17 protein-coding genes and 1 pseudogene are annotated in these 17485 nt (G+C 71.4%); 10 read left to right on the forward strand and 8 right to left on the reverse strand.

The window, feature by feature from the left end:
- Window positions 1-151: 151 nt before the first annotated feature.
- Window positions 152-1333: an acetyl-CoA C-acetyltransferase gene (locus tag V3T34_RS20025; RefSeq protein WP_060850687.1), complete on the reverse strand. Its 1182-nt coding sequence runs from the start codon at window positions 1331-1333 to the stop codon at window positions 152-154.
- Window positions 1334-1624: 291 nt separating this feature from the next.
- Here V3T34_RS20025 and phaR point away from each other — a divergent pair, with 291 nt between their 5' ends.
- Together phaR and V3T34_RS20035 are read left to right on the forward strand one after the other, a co-directional pair.
- The gene (phaR, locus tag V3T34_RS20030) at window positions 1625-2227 is read left to right on the forward strand and encodes a polyhydroxyalkanoate synthesis repressor PhaR (RefSeq protein ID WP_091889375.1); all 603 of its coding nucleotides are present in this window, start codon (window positions 1625-1627) and stop codon (window positions 2225-2227) included.
- Window positions 2228-2305: 78 nt separating this feature from the next.
- Window positions 2306-2521, forward strand: coding sequence for a hypothetical protein (locus tag V3T34_RS20035; protein WP_060850685.1), 216 nt, complete (start codon window positions 2306-2308; stop codon window positions 2519-2521).
- An 84-nt stretch (window positions 2522-2605) separates the two neighbouring features.
- On the opposite strand, the gene V3T34_RS20040 is transcribed toward V3T34_RS20035, so the two are convergent.
- Complete coding sequence (locus tag V3T34_RS20040; protein ID WP_305078266.1) at window positions 2606-3469, reverse strand: LysR family transcriptional regulator; 864 nt, start codon at window positions 3467-3469, stop codon at window positions 2606-2608.
- A 73-nt stretch (window positions 3470-3542) separates the two neighbouring features.
- On the opposite strand from V3T34_RS20040, the gene V3T34_RS20045 reads away from it, so the two are divergent.
- Window positions 3543-4742: a YbfB/YjiJ family MFS transporter gene (locus V3T34_RS20045; protein ID WP_305078265.1), complete on the forward strand. Its 1200-nt coding sequence runs from the start codon at window positions 3543-3545 to the stop codon at window positions 4740-4742.
- 87 nt (window positions 4743-4829) lie between these two features.
- On the opposite strand, the gene rpmF is transcribed toward V3T34_RS20045, so the two are convergent.
- Window positions 4830-5015: a 50S ribosomal protein L32 gene (rpmF, locus tag V3T34_RS20050; RefSeq protein ID WP_048425702.1), complete on the reverse strand. Its 186-nt coding sequence runs from the start codon at window positions 5013-5015 to the stop codon at window positions 4830-4832.
- Between the two features lie 270 nt (window positions 5016-5285).
- On the opposite strand from rpmF, the gene V3T34_RS20055 reads away from it, so the two are divergent.
- From V3T34_RS20055 to V3T34_RS20075, 5 genes and pseudogenes are all read left to right on the forward strand, one after another.
- Window positions 5286-5684: a ComEA family DNA-binding protein gene (locus tag V3T34_RS20055; protein WP_305078263.1), complete on the forward strand. Its 399-nt coding sequence runs from the start codon at window positions 5286-5288 to the stop codon at window positions 5682-5684.
- Between the two features lie 105 nt (window positions 5685-5789).
- Entirely contained in the window at window positions 5790-6404 is a 615-nt protein-coding gene (locus V3T34_RS20060) for a ribonuclease D (protein ID WP_060850682.1), read from the forward strand.
- A 191-nt stretch (window positions 6405-6595) separates the two neighbouring features.
- On the forward strand, window positions 6596-7330 hold the full coding sequence (lptC, locus tag V3T34_RS20065) for an LPS export ABC transporter periplasmic protein LptC (protein ID WP_244533677.1): 735 nt from the start codon (window positions 6596-6598) through the stop codon (window positions 7328-7330).
- A 4-nt stretch (window positions 7331-7334) separates the two neighbouring features.
- Window positions 7335-8135, forward strand: a complete 801-nt coding sequence (locus tag V3T34_RS20070) for an LptA/OstA family protein (protein ID WP_060850681.1) — start codon at window positions 7335-7337, stop codon at window positions 8133-8135.
- Between the two features lie 330 nt (window positions 8136-8465).
- Window positions 8466-8647 (forward strand): annotated as a pseudogene (locus tag V3T34_RS20075) (transposase); the annotation flags it as partial.
- A 253-nt stretch (window positions 8648-8900) separates the two neighbouring features.
- Here V3T34_RS20075 and V3T34_RS20080 read toward each other — a convergent pair.
- The 4 genes from V3T34_RS20080 to V3T34_RS20095 form a co-directional block, all read right to left on the reverse strand.
- Window positions 8901-9797 carry an alpha/beta fold hydrolase gene (locus tag V3T34_RS20080; protein WP_305078262.1) on the reverse strand — a complete coding sequence of 299 codons (897 nt, stop codon included), beginning with the start codon at window positions 9795-9797 and terminating at the stop codon, window positions 8901-8903.
- An 81-nt stretch (window positions 9798-9878) separates the two neighbouring features.
- Window positions 9879-12116: a xanthine dehydrogenase family protein molybdopterin-binding subunit gene (locus tag V3T34_RS20085; protein ID WP_305078261.1), complete on the reverse strand. Its 2238-nt coding sequence runs from the start codon at window positions 12114-12116 to the stop codon at window positions 9879-9881.
- Window positions 12117-12124: 8 nt separating this feature from the next.
- Entirely contained in the window at window positions 12125-13138 is a 1014-nt protein-coding gene (locus V3T34_RS20090; RefSeq protein ID WP_305078260.1) for an FAD binding domain-containing protein, read from the reverse strand.
- Window positions 13135-13656, reverse strand: a complete 522-nt coding sequence (locus V3T34_RS20095) for a (2Fe-2S)-binding protein (protein WP_305078259.1) — start codon at window positions 13654-13656, stop codon at window positions 13135-13137. Before V3T34_RS20095 ends, V3T34_RS20090 begins: the two co-directional genes overlap by 4 nt.
- 306 nt (window positions 13657-13962) lie before the next feature.
- Between V3T34_RS20095 and V3T34_RS20100 the strand changes: the two genes are divergently transcribed.
- Both V3T34_RS20100 and V3T34_RS20105 read left to right on the forward strand, forming a co-directional pair.
- Complete coding sequence (locus V3T34_RS20100; RefSeq protein ID WP_305078258.1) at window positions 13963-15345, forward strand: M20/M25/M40 family metallo-hydrolase; 1383 nt, start codon at window positions 13963-13965, stop codon at window positions 15343-15345.
- 78 nt (window positions 15346-15423) lie between these two features.
- The gene (locus V3T34_RS20105) at window positions 15424-16131 is read left to right on the forward strand and encodes an aspartate/glutamate racemase family protein (protein WP_305078257.1); all 708 of its coding nucleotides are present in this window, start codon (window positions 15424-15426) and stop codon (window positions 16129-16131) included.
- Here the strand turns inward: V3T34_RS20105 and V3T34_RS20110 are convergent.
- Window positions 16128-17483, reverse strand: coding sequence for an 8-oxoguanine deaminase (locus V3T34_RS20110; protein ID WP_305078256.1), 1356 nt, complete (start codon window positions 17481-17483; stop codon window positions 16128-16130). The genes V3T34_RS20105 and V3T34_RS20110 overlap by 4 nt on opposite strands.
- Window positions 17484-17485 lie beyond the last annotated feature (2 nt).

Here is a 17485-nt window from a genome sequence, read left to right on the forward strand (position 1 = left end):
GAAGGCCGACGTTCCACAACGAAGGCGGGTGCTGTCCCGCTTCTTTAAGTACTAACTGTAAGGGGCGGCCGGACTTCCGGCCGCCCCTCGTCGCGCGGCTAATATTTCAGCGCGACTTGATCGATCGAGCCTGTGCCGACGCGTGCGGCGTTCAGCGCTCGAGGCACATGGCGACGCCCATGCCGCCGCCGATGCAGAGCGTGGCGAGGCCCTTCTTGGCGTCGCGGCGCTGCATCTCGTGCAGCAGCGTGACGAGGACGCGGGCGCCCGACGCGCCGATCGGGTGGCCGATGGCGATGGCGCCGCCGTTCACGTTGACCTTCGCATCGTCAAAGCCCAGGTCCTTGTTGACCGCGAGCGCCTGGGCGGCGAAGGCCTCGTTCGCCTCGATCAGGTCGAGGTCGGAGGCCTTCCAGCCGGCCTTCTCCAGGGCCTTGCGCGAGGCCGGGATCGGGCCGGTGCCCATGATCTTCGGGTCGACGCCGGCGGTGGCCCAGGAGGCGATGCGGGCGAGCGGCTTGAGGCCGCGCTTCTCGGCCTCCGCCGCCGACATCAGCACCAGGGCGGCGGCGCCGTCGTTGATGCCCGACGCGTTGCCGGCGGTGACCGTGCCGTCCTTCGAGAAGGCGGGCTTCAGCTTGGCCATCCCCTCGGGGGTCGCGCCGTCGCGGATGTACTCGTCGGTGTCGACCACCACGTCGCCCTTGCGGCCGGGCACGGTGACGGGGGCGATCTCGTCCTTGAAGCGGCCGTCCTTCTTGGCGGCCTCGGCCTTGTTCTGCGAGCGGGCCGCGAAGGCGTCCTGCTCCTCGCGGGTCAGCTGCCACTGCTGGGCGATGTTCTCGGCGGTGTTGCCCATGTGGTAGCCGTTGAAGGCGTCCATCAGGCCGTCCTTCAGCATCGTGTCGACGAGCTTGAGGTCGCCCATCTTCTGGCCGCCGCGCAGGTACTGGGCGTGGGGGGCCATCGACATCGATTCCTGGCCGCCGGCCACGATGATGTCGGCGTCGCCGTTGGCGATCTGCTGCATGCCGACCGCGACGGTGCGCAGCCCCGAGCCGCAGAGCTGGTTGAGGCCCCAGGCGGTCTTCTCCTGCGGGATGCCGGCGGCCATGGCGGCCTGGCGGGCCGGGTTCTGGCCCTCGCCCGCGGCGAGCACCTGGCCGAAGATCACCTCGTCGACCTCCTCGGGGGAGACCTTGGCGCGCTCGAGCGCCGCCTTGATGGCGACCGCGCCGAGCTTGTGGGCCGGGACGGTGGCGAAGGCCCCGTTGAACGAGCCGACCGGGGTGCGGGCCGCACCCACGATGACGATATCTGCCTTCTCAGCCATGCGCCTCTCCTGACCCTCTCCCAGCGTCGTGGGCCGCCGCCGGCGCGATCTCCCGGCGGCCGCGCCCCACGCGCTTTGGGGTGGATGAAAGCTTTGCCCTCCGGGAAGTCAAGGCGTGCTCCGCCCGTTATCGCTCTGGCAGCGCGGCCAGTTTGCGTGGACGGCGCGCAGATTGCTGTTTTCGCCGGCACACGAAGGCTTTAAGGTCGGTTCATGAGACACGGTGAAAATTCGGCTCGCCCGGTACCGTCCAGTTCCCGCCGGGTTCGCCAAGAGGGAGACAACGCACCGATGGCGGACAGCGGCAAGTCGACACCCACCGTCATCAAGAAGTACGCCAACCGGCGTCTCTACCACACGGGCACCTCGACCTACGTCACCCTCGAGGACCTCGCCGCGATGGTGCAGGCCGGCGAGGACTTCGTGGTCTACGACGCCAAGTCGGGCGAGGACATCACCCGCTCGGTGCTGACCCAGATCATCTTCGAGCAGGAGAACAAGGCCGGGGCCGAGAACCTCCTGCCGGTGGCGTTCCTGCGCCAGCTGATCCGCTTCTACGGCGACAGCATGCGGGCGATGGTGCCGAGCTTCCTCGAGCATTCCATGCACCACCTCGCCCGCGAGCAGGACGGCCTGCGCGAGAAGATGTCCCAGACCTTCGGCCCCACCGCCTTCCAGCACGCCATGGAGGAGCAGGTGCGGGCCAACATGAGCTTCTTCAACGAGGCCATGCGGATGTTCACGCCGTTCGGCCCGGGCGGCCAGCCGGGGAGCCCCGACGCTCCGGCCGAGGCGCCGGTCCCGGCAGCCCCGGCCCCGAAGGCCGAGCTCGACGACATCAAGCGCCAGATGGCCGAGATGCAGAGCCGGCTCGAGGCGCTGGCCAAGAAGTAGCGCGGGACCGCGGGGGAGGGCGGAACACGGCAGGGCCCTTGCGACGTTGACGGCGCATCGATCCGCGGAGTCCGTGCCATGTCCCAGCCCGACACGCCCGTCCCGCACCCGGACCCGCCCGGGCGGGCCCTCGTCCCGATCCAGGCGCCGACGCCCGTCCCCGCGGTGCCGGCCCGCCCGCTCGCCACCTTCCTGGTCCAGCTCATCGACGGGCCGGACGGGGGCTTGCGGCCCTCGCGGCTCCATCGCTCGCAGGTCGCCTCGGCGCGCTACGCGGCGGGCGGCGATCTCTGAGCCGGCGTTCGGCTCCCGGGGGATTTCACGACCACGGGGCGTCGGGCGTGACCCGTCGAACGGCCGCGCGAGAACGTCGACGGGCTACGACCGCCTCGCGCGCGCCTCCGGCTCCAGCAACGTCATCAGCGAGCGCAGCGGCGGGCTGGCCTCCCCCGACCAGACGAGGTGGGTGCGGCTGAGCCGCAGGTGGTCCGGCAACGGGTGGCGCGCGACCGCGGTGGCGAGCACGGCATGGTCGAGCACCGCGGCCGGCACGATGGCGGCTCCGGTCCCGGCGGCCACGCAGGCCACGATGGCGTGGTACGAGCTCATCTCGAGAATCCGCTCCGGCGACCGGCCCGCCTCGGCGAGCCAGGCGAACAGGCGCTGGCGGTAGGAGCAGCCGTGCGGGAACGCCACCACGGTCCGGGCCCGCTCCGGCCCCGCCTCCGCCGTGCCCTCCGCGGCGATCAGCACCAGCTCCTCGTCGAAGGCCGGCATCGACGACAGCGGGCCGTGCTCGAACGGCTCGGACACGAAGGCCGCCTCGACCTCGTGGCGTTCGAGCTGGCGCAGCATCGCCCGGGTGGTGCCGGTCTGCAGCTCGATCGTCACGTCGGGATGGTGCGCGTGGAAGGCCGAGAGGACCGGCGGCAGCCGGGCACCGGCGGCGCTCTCGATCGAGCCGAGCCGCAGCACGCCCCGCACGCCGCCGCCGCGCAGCTCGCGCTCGGCGAGGTCCGCCAGCTGCAGCAGCTTCTCGGCATGGCCGAGCAGGGTGCGGCCGGCCTCGGTGAGGACGAGCGACCGGCCCTCGCGGCGAAACAGGAGGACGCCCAGCCGCTCCTCGAACTGCTTGATCCGGGTGGTCACGTTGGACGGCACCCGATCTAGCAGGCTCGCCGCCCGCGTCACCCCGCCCTCCCGCACCACGCAGCGGAAGATGTGCAGGTCGTCGAGATTCATCGTTCTCATAGAGAGAACGATATATCAGAAGAATTCATTTTCCAAGAATGAGTGCCGGGTGTCTGATCCCGGCATGCACACGCCCCTTGCGTCCCCCGCCCGCTCCGCCACGCGACCCGCGACCTGGCCCGTCGTCGCGAGCGGCGTCCTCGCCCTCGCGGTCGCGATGGGCATCGGCCGTTTCGCCTTCACGCCGCTGTTGCCGTTGATGCTGCGCGACGGCACCCTGACCGCGGAGGCCGGCGCCGAGTGGGCGGCGGCGAACTATCTCGGCTACCTCGCCGGTGCGCTGACCGCGGGGCGGTTCTCCGGCAATCCGGGTCGTGGTCTGGCCGCGAGCCTCGCCGGCGTGGCGCTGACGACCCTCGCGATGGCGCTCGCCGGTGCGCCCGCGCCGGCCCTCCTTGGCACGGCGTTACGCGCCGCGGCCGGCCTGTTCAGCGCCTGGGCGCTCGTCTGCGCCAGCAGCTGGTGCCTGGCCGCGCTCGCGCGGGGCGGGGCGGCGCGCCTGGGCGCCTGGATCTATACCGGGGTGGGCCTCGGCATCGCGCTTGCCGGAGCGCTCGCCTGGCTCGGCGGGCGCCAGCCGGCAGCCCGGCTGTGGCTCGAGCTCGGCGGTCTCGCCGTCGCCGGCGTGCTGCTCGCCGGATTCCTCGCCCGGGGCGCCGACGCGATCCCGGCCGGAACCCCGGAGCGCGAGGCCGCGGCGGTCGCGCGGGGTGCGGCCGACGGGCAGGGCGCGCTGATCCTGTGCTACGGCCTGTTCGGGTTCGGCTACATCGTGCCGGCGACGTTCCTGCCGGCGATGGCGCGCGACCTCGCGCCCGATCCGCTGGTCTTCGGCCTAGCCTGGCCGCTCTTCGGCCTCGCGGCGATCCTGTCGGTGGCGGGCGCGGCCCGCTACCTCGCGGCCGTTCCGCGCCGGCGGCTCTGGGCGGCGGCGCAGGGCCTGATGGCGCTCGGCACCGCCCTGCCGGTCGCGATCCACGCCCTCTGGGCGGTCGCCGCCTCGGCGCTCCTCGTCGGCGGCACCTTCATGATCGCCACCATGGCGGGGTTGCAGCTGGCGCGCGAGGCGCGGCCCGACGACCCGACCCCGCTGCTCGCCCGGATGACCGCCGCGTTCGCGGCCGGGCAGATCGGCGGCCCGCTCGCGGTGCGCGCCTTAGGAGCCGGCGGCGGGGACGGGCTCGGCCCGACGGGGGCGGTCGCGGCCTCCCTCCTCGGACTCTCGGCCCTGTGGCTGTGGCGGGCGGGGCGCCGCCCGGTCTGAGACGGCCCACAAACGAGAACGGCGCCCGCGAGGGGCGCCGTCATCCCGTGCCGGTCAGCGGCGGCGCGGAGGCGCCGCCGAACCGCATCACGCGTCGGACTTGACCTTCAGGACCTGGCGACCGCGGTACATGCCGGTCTTCAGGTCGATGTGGTGGGGGCGGCGCAGCTCGCCGGAATCCTTGTCCTCGACGTAGGTCGGGGCCTTGAGGGCGTCGGCGGAACGGCGCATGCCGCGCCGCGACGGGGAGGTCTTTCGCTTCGGAACGGCCATTGGAACTGTATCCCGTGCAACAAAATAGGCGCGAAGCTGCTCCCGGGCGGAGCCGCCGCGCGCGTCGCGATCCTGATCGGAGCGGGGTCTATAGAGGAGACGCGCGCTCCTGGCTAGGGGACCGATCCCAGAAATCCGCCCGGCCCGTCATACACCCATTCATGCACCCATTAAGGTGCCGTTCAACGGCGAAGGTCGCATGATGGGTCCAGCCGCTCCGGACTGCCCAGGCCCGGGCACCCGAGGGCGGCACGATCGGAGCTCTTCCCGATGACGCGCTTTCCCCGCCTGACCCGCGCCCTGGCGCTGACCGCCCTTCTCGCTGCGGGCCCCGCTCTCGCTCAGACCCCGGCGCCGTCGACCCCAACGGCGCGGCCCGCTCCCACCACGACGGCCCCGGCGGCGCCGGTCGCCCCCAAGGCGCCCGAGGCCCCGAAGGCCGCCCCCGCCGCGCAACCGGCGCAAGCCGGCAAGCCCGCCCTCATCGACCTCAACAGTGCCAGCAAGCAGGAGCTCGAGACCCTGAAGGGCATCGGCGCGGCGCGCTCCGAGGCGATCGTCAAGGGCCGGCCCTATCGCGGCAAGGACGAGCTGTTGTCGAAGAAGATCGTCCCGTCGAACGTCTACGAGGACATCAAGGACAAGGTCATCGCCCGTCAGAAGTCCTGACCGCCCGGATTCCCGGCGCAGCCTTGGGCGCATCCTTGCCGGCCCGGGGGAGGGGTGCTAGGCGCCGGGGCAACCCCTCTCGACGTTGCCCCGGACGCGCCTCCCATGCCCCATCGCCTGCACCGCGGCGACCTGCCCGACGATTACGTGCCGGGCCCGGCCATCGCGGTCGACACCGAGACCCTCGGCCTCCAGCCCCACCGCGACCGGCTCTGCGTGGTGCAGATCTCCCGCGGTGACGGCGAGGCCGACCTGGTGCAGATCCCCAAGGCCGGCCCCGAGCCGGTGGTGCTCAAGCGGGTCATGGCCGATCCGGCGGTCACCAAGATCTTCCACTACGCCCGCTTCGACCTCGCGGTGCTCTACCATCGCCTCGGCGTGATGCCGGGGCCGGTCTACTGCACCAAGATCGGCTCGCGGCTCGCCCGCACCTACACCGACCGGCACGGCCTGAAGGACCTGGTGCGCGAGCTCCTCGGCGTCGACCTGTCGAAGCAGCAGCAATCCTCCGACTGGGGCGCCGACACCCTGACCCAGGCGCAGATCGACTACGCGGCCTCGGACGTGCTGCACCTCCACGCCCTGCGCGCCCGCCTCGACGCGATGCTCGCCCGCGAGGACCGCGCCGCCCTGGCGCAAGCCTGCTTCGACTTCCTGCCGACCCGCGCCCGCCTCGACCTGCTCGAATGGGACGAGACCGACATCTTCGCGCATAGCTGAGTGCATTTCACGACGCTCCCGATCGCCGTCGGCATCCGGTGGGGCGGTGGCCCGACGGGAGTGTCGTGAGACACTGGGCCGAGACAGAAGCCTGGCCGTTCTGTTAACCTTCCGGCCATAACTTCGACACCGGACCGGGGCAGGGGTGGGGCGTGTCCCGCGCACCCCGCCCGGGTCTCGGCATGACGCAGGTGGCCACAACCTTGCTCGACGCGGTCCCGTCCCCGGCCGGCCCGGCCCTCGATTCCCGGCGCCTGCGCGCCCATACCCGCGCCCGCCGGCACAGCGCCCAGGTGCGCTGGCTGCGCCGCGCGATCCCCCTCGGCGCGGGCGCGGCCGGGCTGGCCATCGTGGTCGGCACCTGGCTCAACCCGTTCGCCGATCTCGGCGTCTCGGTCAGCCTCGGCTCGATCGGCGTCTCGGGCTCGAAGGTGACGATGGAGAGCCCGCGCCTCTCGGGCTACCGCTCGAAGGACAACCGCCCGTACGTGGTCACCGCGAAGGCCGCGCTCCAGGACGTGCGCAAGCCCTTCGTCATCGAATTGCAGAACATGCTCGGGCGCCTCACCACCGACGAGTCGGGGGGGCTCGCCCATATCGAGGCGACGGCCGGCATCTTCGACACCCAGAAGGAGGCGCTGGAGCTGAGCCAGCATATCCGCCTCTGGACCGACAAGGGCCAGGAGGCGCGCCTCACCTCGGCCCATGTCGACTTCAAGGCCGGCGCGATGTCCTCGCGCGAGGCCGTCACCGTCACGATGCCGACCGGCTCGATCCGGTCCGACGGCCTCGAGGTGACCGAGAGCGGCAAGACCATCTCGTTCGTCGGCAACGTCAAGGCGGTCTTCTCCAACCACGCCCCTTCCGAGACCTCGGAGCAGGATCCGCCGCTGCGGACCACCGAGGCCCAGATCAAGGACGATTGAGCCCGTGCCCCGTCTCCCGGCCCTCGCGGCGCTCGGCTGCCTCACCCTCGCGACGCTCGCCCTGCCCTCCGTCCCGCGGGCCGAGACCCCGGCCGCACCCGCCACCAAGAAGAAGGAGGCGGGCTCCGGCTTCGGCGCCTTCGGCAGCGGCGGCGGCAAGGAGCCGATCAAGATCGACGCCGACCGCCTCGACGTGTTCGACCGCGAGAACAAGGCGATCTTCGCCGGCAACGTCGTGGCGGTGCAGGGCGAGAGCACCATCCGCTGCTCCAGCATGACCGTGCACTACCAGCGCAAGGAGAAGGAGCCGAAGGGCAAGGCGGAGGCGAAGGCGCCCGAGGCCAAGCCCGACGCCAAGGCCTCCCTCACCCAGCCCCCGGATGCCAAGCCCGTCGAGAAGGCCGTGAAGGTCGAGGCGAAGCCCGAGCCCAAGGTCGAGAAACCCGAAAAATCGTCCGATCCCACCGACGGCAGCGCGATCCGCCAGGTGGTCTGCGCCGGCCCGGTCACGGTGGTGTCGAAGGACCAGGTGGCGAGCGGCGACAACGCGGTGTTCGACCGGGTGGCGAACCGCGTCGTGCTCACCGGCAACGTGGTGCTGAGCCAGTGCCAGAACGTCACCCGCGGCTCGCGCCTCGTCTACGACATGAATACCGGCCGGGCGAACATGGACCCGGTCGCGGGCGGTCGTGTTTCGGCGATGTTCGTGCCGGGCGGCAAGGACGACAGCGCCAAGGGCAAGCAGGCCGGCTGTGCCCAGCCGCCGGGACAGGCGGGCAAGGCGGCGCCGAAGCCCAGGGGATAAGCCGGGCACCGAGGGGATCGATTGGCGGTGAAACCGCATGTCCTGCGGAGGTGGGCCCGAAGGAGGCGGTACGAGGGCCGAGCGGCCCGTCACCTGTCGGCAAGCGCCTGTTGTCCGACAGAGGTTTCGATCGCAGGTGAGTCACCGGACCCGGCCTCCAATCGAGGAGGGAATGGCGCATGCCTGCCATGCCGTTGCCGTCGGCGGTCATTCGACTTCGGTGGAGAGGGGTCGGATGAGAGCCATCGCGTAGGCCTCACCGCCGCGCCGCATCGCTCTCACACTCAATGAGACCACCTAACAGAACGGCTCGATCGGGTCGGTTGGGCGTTGTCTGGTAGGGATCGCCCGCTTCTTCCCGACGATCTCTGGACTGCGATCGCCCCGCTTCTGCCACCGCACCCACCTCGCCCGGAGGGTGGGCGTCCTCGGCTGGACGATCGCGCCGCCCTGACCTGCATCCTGTTCGTGCGGCGCTCGGCATCCCCTGGGAGATGCTGCCGGCCGCGATGATGTCGTGGACCAGGCGGCCGGAATCCTGCGGTGCTTCGAGAATACCATCGATCGGCGACCCGGTGCGCCCGAGGGGCGTGCGCCTCGGGGATGCTCGGTCGAGCGATCCTGGGCGACGCGGTCGACGTCGGGGCGCCGTTCGAGCCGGCCCTGCGCGGGCGGAAAATGGGGAGGCCCGCGCTCGTCGGGTCTCCACGCGAATCAGGATGGCGTACGGCAGGAGCTACGAGGGCCGAGCCGGCGTGCCGCCCATCAATGCTCCCCGACCTCGCCCAGATGCGCCAGCAGCGCCTCGGCGACCTTCTCGGGCGCCTCGCGGGTCGGGAAGTGGCCGACGCCCTCCAACTCGACCTGGCGGTAGGTGCCGGTGAAGAACTGCTTCTGGCCCTCGAACGAGGCCGGCAGCAGGCAGGTATCGGCGGCCCCGTGGATTACCAGGGTCGGCACGTCGATGCTGCGGGCCTCCTCGGCCGCCTGCCGCAATTCCGCGAAGCGCGGGTCGGGCGCGTCGGCGCCCCAGCGCGAGCGGTAGAAGTTGAGGGTGATTGCGGCCCAGTCCGGGTTCTGGAGCGAGGGCGCGGTCTTCGAGAAGGTCTCGTCGGTGAACCACGGGCCGGGCGGGCTCCAGGCCACCCATTGCTCGCGGGCGAAGGCGAGCGGGTTCTCGCGCACGAAGGCGGCGCCCGGCTCGGTGTTCATGAACCATTGGTACCAGAAGGCCCGCACCTGCGGCAGCGGCGGCACGCCGAGGCGGCCGGGCGCCCAGGGCACCGAGAGGGCGGTTATCGAGGTGACGCGCTGCGGCCGGGCGGCGGCGATGAGGTAGGCGACCCGCGCGCCCCAATCGTGCCCGATCACCGGCAGGCGCGAGAAGCCGAGGGCGTCCATGAAGGCCAGGATGTCGGTGGCGAGCGCCGCCGGCTCGCCGGTCCTGGGCGTCGCGGCATCGAGGAACTTGGTCGGCCCGCAGCCGCGCCAGTAGGGCACGATGGTGCGCCAGCCGGCGGCGTTGAGGAGCGGCACCACGCGATCGAAGGTGCGCGGATCGTCCGGCCAGCCGTGCAGCAGCAGGACCGGCTGGCCCATGTCGGGGCCCGAGGCCTCGTAGGTGATCTCGACCTCGCCGGCGGCGACGCTGTTGACGTCCATGGGCGGTACTCCCCGTGCAAAAACGCGAAGGGCGAGGCCCGAAGGCCCCGCCCCTTGCAAACCCTCACCCGTCGAGATGGGTCAGGCGATGATCTTGTCGATGGTGATCGGCAGCTCGCGGATCCGCTTGCCGGTGGCGTGGAACACCGCGTTCGCCACTGCCGCCGCGGCGCCCACGATGCCGATCTCGCCCAGCCCCTTGACGCCGAGCGGGCTGACCTTGTCGTCGTGCTCGTCGACGAAGATCACGTCGATGTCGTGGATGTCGGCGTTCACCGGCACGTGGTACTCGCCGAGATTGTGGTTCATGATCCGGCCGAGGGTGTGGTCGAGCATCGACTCCTCCTCGAGCGCCGCGCCGATCCCCATCACCACCCCGCCGAGGATCTGGCTGCGGGCGGTCTTGAGGTTGAGGATCTTGCCGGCCGCGATGGCGCTGACCACCCGGGTCACCCGCACCACGCCGAGATCCTCGTCGATCTTCACCTCGGCGAAGACCGCCGAGTGGGTGTAGGCCGAGAAGCGCATGTTGGTGAGCATGCTGGGCTTCACCTTCTCGGTCGCCTCGACCCGCTCGACGCCGCCGGCCCGCATCGCCGCGGCGATTCCGACCTTTCGCGCGGGATCGCCCTGAAGCCGGATCTCGCCGCCCGCGAAGGTGACGTGGGCGAAGTCGGCGTTGGCGAGCGGCGAATCGGCCATGCCGCGGGCGTAGCCGAAGAGCTTTTCCGCCACCGTGCGGCAGGCCGCCTGCACGGCCGCGCCCGAGGAGGCCGCGGTCCAGGAGCCGCCGGCGAGCGGCGCCTCGGGGAGCGCGGTGTCGCCGAGCCGGGTGGTGACGTGGTCGAGGTCAAGGCCGAGGGCGTCGGCGCCGATCTGGGCGAGGATCGTGTAGGTGCCGGTGCCGAGATCGGCGGTGGAGCAGGCGAGTTCGAGCTTGCCGTCGGGCGTGAGCGTGGCGCTGGCGCTCGACTGCATCATCATGGCCTCCCACACGCCGGTGGCCATGCCCCAGCCGACGAGCTCGCGCCCGTCGCGCATCGAGCGCGGCTCCGCCTTGCGCTTCGACCAGCCGAAGCGTTGCGCGCCCTGCTCGTAGGCGGCGCGCAGCGCCTTGGAGGTGAAGTCCTTGCCCTCGCCCTCGTCGCTCTCGGCGTAGTTGCGCAGCCGCAATTCCAGCGGATCGACGCCGGTGGCGTAGGCCAGCTCATCCATCGCCGATTCGAGGGCGAAGATGCCGGTGACCGCGCCCGGCGCCCGCATGTCGGACGGGGTGTAGGTGTCGATCTTGGCGAGCTTGTAGTCGAGGGTGACGTTCGGGCAGTGGTAGAGCAGGCCCGACCAGTTGACGACCGCCTCCTGGTAGTCCTCGAAGGTCGAGGTCCCGGCCACCGCGTCGTGGGTGAGCGCCTGGAGCCGGCCGTCCTTGTCGGCGCCGAGCGCCACCGTCTGGTAGGTCTCGGGCCGGTAGCCGAAGGTGAACATCTGGTCGCGGGTCAGCACCACCCGGACCGAGCGCTCGAGGTCGAGGGCGGCCGAGACCGCGAGGTAGAGCTGGTATTGCGGCCGCAGGCCCGAGCCGAAGCCACCGCCGACGTAGGGCGTGATCACCCGCACGTCGTCGGGCTTCAGGTCGAACACGCTGCAGACGTAACCCTGGGTGTTGTTCACGCCCTGGATCTTGTCGTGGATGGTGAGCTTGCCCTTGCCCTCGTACACCACCGTCGAGGCGTGCGGCTCCATCGGGTTGTGGTGCTCGATCGCCTGCTTGTACTCGTGGCGCAGCTGGATCGGGGCCGCGTCGTAGGCGCCGGCCGCATCGCCGCGCGGGTCCGGCGGCGGCTTGATGCCGGAGCGTTTCTTGGGCGGCACGTAGGCCGCGTCGCGGTTCTTCGCCAGATCGGTGTTCGGTACCTCCTCGGCGTAGGTCACCTTGACGAGGCTGGCGCCGTGGCGGGCGAGCTCGAAGCTCTCCGCCACCACCAGCGCCACCGGCTGGCCGCCATAGACGATCTCGGGCCCGTTCAGCGCCCGGAACGGCGAGCCGGGGGGCGCGACCTGATCGCGGTAATTGTAGTCGAGCCAGGCGGTGCGCGGCCGGTTCTCGTGGGTGAACACCTTGATCACCCCGGGCACCGCCTCGGCGGCCGTGGTGTCGATCGCCGTGATGCGGCCCTTGGCGATGGCGCTCGACACGACGACGCCGTGGGCGAGGTCGGGGGCGGTGAACTCGGCGGCGTACTTGGCGGCGCCCGTCACCTTGGCGGGGCCGTCGAGCCGGCTCCGGGCGGTGCCGACGTAGTGGGATGGGGTGGCCATGGGTTACCTCAGGCGATGCGCTTGTCGGTCTGGGATTGCGGCGTGCCGGCGGCGGCCTGAGACAGTCCCCGCACGATGGCGCGCCGCGCCAGCTCGACCTTGAAGGCGTTGTGGGCGTAGGGCCGGGCCTCGGCCAGGATCACGTCGGCGGCCTCGCGGAAGGTCTGTTCGGTCGCCGGCTTGCCCTGGAGGCGGCTCTCGGCTTCCGCGTTGCGCCAGGGCCTGTGGGCGACGCCGCCGAGCGCCAGGCGCGCCGTGCGGATCGTGTCGCCGTCCATCTCGAGGGCGGCGGCCACCGAGACCAGGGCGAAGGCGTAGGACAGCCGGTCGCGCAGCTTCAGGTAGGTGTAGTGCTTCGAGAAATCCTCGTCCGGCAGGTCGACCGAGAGCACGATCTCGCCGTGGCGCAGGGTGGTGTCGCGCTGCGGCTCGTCGCCGGGCAGGCGGTGGAACTCGCCGAAGGGAATCGCTCTCCGGCCGTTCGGACCCTCGACCTGCACGGTGGCATCGAGGGCGGCCAGCGCCACGCACATGTCGGAGGGGTGGGTTGCGATGCAGGTGTCGGAGGCGCCCAGGATCGCGTGGATGCGGTTGACCCCGGTCATCGCCGGGCAGCCGCTGCCGGGCTCCCGTTTGTTGCAGGGCGTGCCCTCGTCGTAGAAATAGTAGCAGCGGGTGCGCTGGAGCAGGTTGCCGCCGGTGGTGGCGGCGTTGCGCAGCTGCGGCGAGGCGCCGGCGAGCAGCGCGCTGGCGAGCAGGGGATAGCGCTCGTTGACCAGCGGGTCGTAGGCGACCGTGGCGTTGGGCACCAGCGCGCCGAGGCGCAGGCCGCCGTCGTGCTGGACGATCTCGTCGAGGGGCAGGCGGGTGATGTCGACGATGCGGCCGGGCCGCTCGACGTTGTACTTCATCAGGTCGACGAGGTTGGTGCCCCCGGCGATGAAGCGCGCCGCGGGATCGGCGGCCAGCGCCTGCACGGCCTCCTGGACGGTGCCGGCGCGGGTATACTCGAACCGGTTCATTCCGCGGCCTCCTTGAACGACGAGGTCTTGCTCTTCAGGACATCCTCGACCGCGTCGACGATGTTGGAATAGGCGCCGCAGCGGCAGATGTTGCCGCTCATGTGCTCGCGGATCTCCTCGCGGGTGCGGGCCCGGCCCTCCTCGATCAGGGCCACCGCCGACATGATCTGGCCCGGCGTGCAGTAGCCGCACTGGAAGGCGTCGTGCTCGACGAAGGCGGCCTGGACCGGGTGGAGGGCGCCCGACGACAGGCCCTCCACGGTGGTGACCTCGGCCCCGTCCTTCTGCACCGCCAGGGCGAGGCAGGAATTGATCCGCTTGCCGTCGACGATCACCGTGCAGGCGCCGCACTGGCCGTGGTCGCAGCCCTTCTTGGTGCCGGTGAGGTCGAGTTCCTCGCGCAGGAGGTCGAGGAGCGTGGTCCAGGGCGCGACCTGGAGCTGGCGCTCCTGCCCGTTGACCGTGAGGGTGATCGGGATCGTGCCCGTTCGGGCGGAGGTGCCGCTGTCGCTCAGCATGGGCGTGACCGTTTCTCGAAACACGGGGAGCCCGGGGCCGGCGCGCGCCGGGTGAGGCGCGCAACTCCGCCCGGGCTGGCGTACCCGATAACCGTTCCAGGGTGCGGGCGTTCCCCAAGGTCGAACGCCGGGGGTTAGGTGGGGCGGACTGGCGTCGCACGAGCCTCGGTGGGACGGCGCATGGGCGTATCCCGGGCCATGCGCCGGAAGCCGCGTCCCACGGCTTCTGGCCGCTCTCCGGCTGGGCTAGTGATGACGCCGTGACGATCGGGCCCGCGGGGCCCTGACGCAGACCGGAGACACCGCATGGCCGCGCTTGACCGGATCCTCGACGACATCGACCGCGACCTCGACAATTCCCTGGAGCGGCTGTTCGCCTTCCTGCGCATCCCGTCGATCTCGACCGATCCGGCCTACGCGGCGGAGTGCCGGAAGGCGGCGGAGTGGTTGAAGGGCGATCTCGCTGCCATGGGCTTCGAGGTCTCGTTGCGCGAGACCGGCGGTCACCCGGTGGTGCTCGCGCATTACCGCAAGCCCGGTGCCCCCCACGTCCTGTTCTACGGCCATTACGACGTGCAGCCGGTCGATCCCCTGGACGAGTGGGAGACGCCGCCCTTCGAGCCGCGCATGGCGACGCTCGCGGACGGCCGCAAGGTGATCAGCGCGCGCGGCGCCTGCGATGACAAGGGCCAGGTGATGACCTTCGTCGAGGCCTGCCGGGCCTTCAAGGCGATCGACGGCGAGCTGCCGGTCGGCGTCACCCTGCTGATCGAGGGCGCGGAGGAGGACGGCTCGAAGTTCCTGCCCGAATGGGTCGCGCAGAACCGCGACGAGCTGAAGGCCGACGTGGCGCTCGTCTGCGACACCGGGATGTGGGACCGCGACACCCCGGCCATCACCTCGTCGCTGCGGGGGCTGGCCTATTTCGAGGTCACGGTCGCGTGCGCCGACCGCGACCTGCATTCGGGCCTGTTCGGGGGCGCGGCCGCCAACCCGATCCGGGTGCTCTCGCGCATCATCGCCGACCTGCACGACGACCGGGGCCGGGTGACCGTGCCGGGCTTCTACGACGGCGTGCACGACACGCCGGACGACGTGCTGGAGCAGTGGCGCGGCCTCGACCTGACCCCCGAGAACTTCCTCGGCACCGTCGGCCTGAATACGCCCGCCGGCGAGCGCGACCGGATGCTGATCGAGCAGATCCAGTCCCGCCCGACCTGCGATGCCAACGGCATCATCGGCGGCTATACCGGCGAGGGCACCAAGACGGTGATCGCCGCGAAGGCCAGCGCCAAGATCTCGTTCCGCCTCGTCGGCGACCAGGACCCGGAGGCGCTCGACCGCAACTTCCGCGCCTTCGTCGCGGCCCGCATCCCGGCCGATTGCTCGGTTGAGGTGATCACCCACAAGGGCTCGCGGGCGCTGGCGCTCCCCCACGGCATGCCGGCCCTGGAGGCCGCCAAGGGCGCGCTCGCCGAGGAATGGGGCCGGCCCCCGGTGACCATCGGCTCGGGCGGCTCGATCCCGATCGTCGGCGACTTCAAGCGCACGCTGGGCCTCGACACGCTCCTCGTCGGCTTCGGTCTCGACGACGACCGCGTGCACTCGCCGAACGAGAAGTACGACCTCCAGAGCTTCCACAAGGGCACGCGCTCCTGGGCGCGGATCCTGACGGCTTTGGCGAAGTAGGACGGCGTGGGTTCCGCCGCCGGGACGACCGGCGGTGGACGGCCCGAGGCGCATCGTCGACCGGGAGCGGGCCCCGAGGTGCAGCAGAAGGTCATCGGTCTGATCGGCGGGATGAGCTGGGAGAGCTCGGCCGAGTACTATCGCATCGTCAACGAGACGGTGCGGGCCCGCCTCGGGTCCTTGCGCTCGGCGCGCTGCCTGATGTGGTCGTTCGACTTCGGCGAGATCGAAGCCCTGCAGCATGCCGGGCGCTGGGACGAGGCGACCGCCGCCCTGATCGATGCCGCCCGGCGGCTGGAGCGGGGCGGGGCCGATGTCGTGCTGATCTGCACCAACACCATGCACCGCATGGCCGACGAGGTGCAGGCCGCGATCGGCCTGCCCTTGCTGCACATCGCCGACCCGACGGCGGAGCGCATCCGCGCCGCCGGCCTGTCCCGGGTGGGCCTGCTCGGCACCGCCTTCACCATGGAGCAGGACTTCTACAAGGGCCGCCTCGCGACGCGCCACGGCTTCGACGTGCTGGTGCCCGAGGCCGGGGACCGGGCGGAGGTGCACCGGGTGATCTACGAGGAACTGGTCCAGGGACGGGTGTTGCCGGCCTCGCGCGAGGCCTACCGGGCGGTCATCGCCCGGCTGGTCGCGCGGGGCGCGCAAGCCGTCATCCTCGGCTGCACGGAAATCATGCTGCTGGTGCGGCCGGAGGACAGCCCGGTGCCGCTGTTCGACACGACGGCGCTCCACGCCGAGGCGGCAGTGGATTGGGCGCTCGACCCGGGCGCCTAATCGCCGTTCACCAATCGCCGGCTGAGACCATTGTGCCGCTCCGCCAGCCGCTCCGTCTCCAGCGTCAGCAACCGCCCGTCCCGCACCACGATCCGCCCGTTGATCACGCTCAGCGCCACCGCGGGCGGTGCGCAGAACACCAGCGCCCCGACCGGATCGTGCAGGGCGCCGGCGGAGGACAGCCCCCGCAGCTCGAAGGCGACGCAATCGGCGGCCATGCCGGGGGCGAGCGCCCCGATATCGTCGCGCCTGAGCACCTTGGCGCCGCCGAGCGTCGCGATCTCCAGGGCCTCCCGGGCGGTCATCGCGGCCGGGCCGTAGCCGACTCGGGCGAGCAGCATCGCCTGGCGCGCCTCGCCGAGCAGGTGGCCGGCATCGTTCGAGGCCGAGCCGTCGACGCCAAGGCCGACGGAAACCCCTTCGCAGCGCATCCGCGGCACCGGGGCGATGCCGGAGGCGAGCCGCATGTTCGAGCACGGGCAATGCGCCACCCCGGTGCCGGTGCGGGCAAACAGCCGGATCCCGTCCTCGTCGAGCTTGACGCAGTGGGCGTGCCAGACGTCCGGCCCGACCCAGCCGAGATCGGCGGCGTACTCGGCCGGCGTCTTCCCGAATCGTTCGCGGCTATACGCGACGTCGTCCTGGTTCTCGGCGAGATGGGTGTGGAGGCAGACCCCGTAGGACCGGGCGAGGGCGGCGGCATCCCGCATCAGGCCCTCGCCGACCGAGAAGGGCGAGCACGGCGCCACCACGATCCGGCGCATCGCGTAGCGCGCGGGGTCGTGCCAGGTCTCGATCAGGCGGCTTGTATCGGCGAGGATCGCGGCCTCGTCCTCGACCAGGGCGTCGGGCGGCAGGCCGCCGGCACTCTCGCCGAGGCTCATCGCCCCGCGGGCGGCGTGAAAGCGCAGGCCGATCTCATCCGCCGCTTCGATGCTGTCGTCGAGGCGGCAGCCGTTGGGATAGAGGTAGAGGTGGTCGCTCGACGTGGTGCAGCCCGACAGCATCAGTTCGGCCATCGCGACCTGCGTCGACACCCGCACCATCTCGGGCGTGAGCCGGGCCCAGATCGGGTAGAGCGCCTTCAGCCAGCCGAACAGGTCGGCGTCCTGCGCCGCCGGCACGGCGCGGGTGAGCGACTGGAACATGTGGTGGTGGGTGTTGACGAGGCCGGGCATCAGGACGTGGCCGGGCAGGTCTATCACCGCGTCGGCGCCCTCGGGCAGCGCCTCCGGGCCGCCGACCGCGACGATCCGGTTGTCCTCGATCAGCACGAACCCGTCGGCGATCTCGCGCCGGTCGGCATCCATGGTGACGACGCGCGCGGCGTTGCGCAGGAGAAGCGTGGCCATGC

Source organism: Methylobacterium ajmalii (assembly GCF_036448855.1).
Taxonomy (GTDB): domain Bacteria; phylum Pseudomonadota; class Alphaproteobacteria; order Rhizobiales; family Beijerinckiaceae; genus Methylobacterium; species Methylobacterium ajmalii.

What these genes read in the sequence shown, in the direction of transcription:
- V3T34_RS20025 (WP_060850687.1), bottom strand. Translation starts at nt 1,333, where the DNA reads ATGGCTGAGAAGGCAGATATCGTCATCGTGGGTGCGGCCCGCACCCCG.
- phaR (WP_091889375.1), top strand. Translation starts at nt 1,625, where the DNA reads ATGGCGGACAGCGGCAAGTCGACACCCACCGTCATCAAGAAGTACGCC.
- V3T34_RS20035 (WP_060850685.1), top strand. Translation starts at nt 2,306, where the DNA reads ATGTCCCAGCCCGACACGCCCGTCCCGCACCCGGACCCGCCCGGGCGG.
- V3T34_RS20040 (WP_305078266.1), bottom strand. Translation starts at nt 3,469, where the DNA reads ATGAATCTCGACGACCTGCACATCTTCCGCTGCGTGGTGCGGGAGGGC.
- V3T34_RS20045 (WP_305078265.1), top strand. Translation starts at nt 3,543, where the DNA reads ATGCACACGCCCCTTGCGTCCCCCGCCCGCTCCGCCACGCGACCCGCG.
- rpmF (WP_048425702.1), bottom strand. Translation starts at nt 5,015, where the DNA reads ATGGCCGTTCCGAAGCGAAAGACCTCCCCGTCGCGGCGCGGCATGCGC.
- V3T34_RS20055 (WP_305078263.1), top strand. Translation starts at nt 5,286, where the DNA reads ATGACGCGCTTTCCCCGCCTGACCCGCGCCCTGGCGCTGACCGCCCTT.
- V3T34_RS20060 (WP_060850682.1), top strand. Translation starts at nt 5,790, where the DNA reads ATGCCCCATCGCCTGCACCGCGGCGACCTGCCCGACGATTACGTGCCG.
- V3T34_RS20080 (WP_305078262.1), bottom strand. Translation starts at nt 9,797, where the DNA reads ATGGACGTCAACAGCGTCGCCGCCGGCGAGGTCGAGATCACCTACGAG.
- V3T34_RS20085 (WP_305078261.1), bottom strand. Translation starts at nt 12,116, where the DNA reads ATGGCCACCCCATCCCACTACGTCGGCACCGCCCGGAGCCGGCTCGAC.
- V3T34_RS20090 (WP_305078260.1), bottom strand. Translation starts at nt 13,138, where the DNA reads ATGAACCGGTTCGAGTATACCCGCGCCGGCACCGTCCAGGAGGCCGTG.
- V3T34_RS20095 (WP_305078259.1), bottom strand. Translation starts at nt 13,656, where the DNA reads ATGCTGAGCGACAGCGGCACCTCCGCCCGAACGGGCACGATCCCGATC.
- V3T34_RS20100 (WP_305078258.1), top strand. Translation starts at nt 13,963, where the DNA reads ATGGCCGCGCTTGACCGGATCCTCGACGACATCGACCGCGACCTCGAC.
- V3T34_RS20110 (WP_305078256.1), bottom strand. Translation starts at nt 17,483, where the DNA reads ATGGCCACGCTTCTCCTGCGCAACGCCGCGCGCGTCGTCACCATGGAT.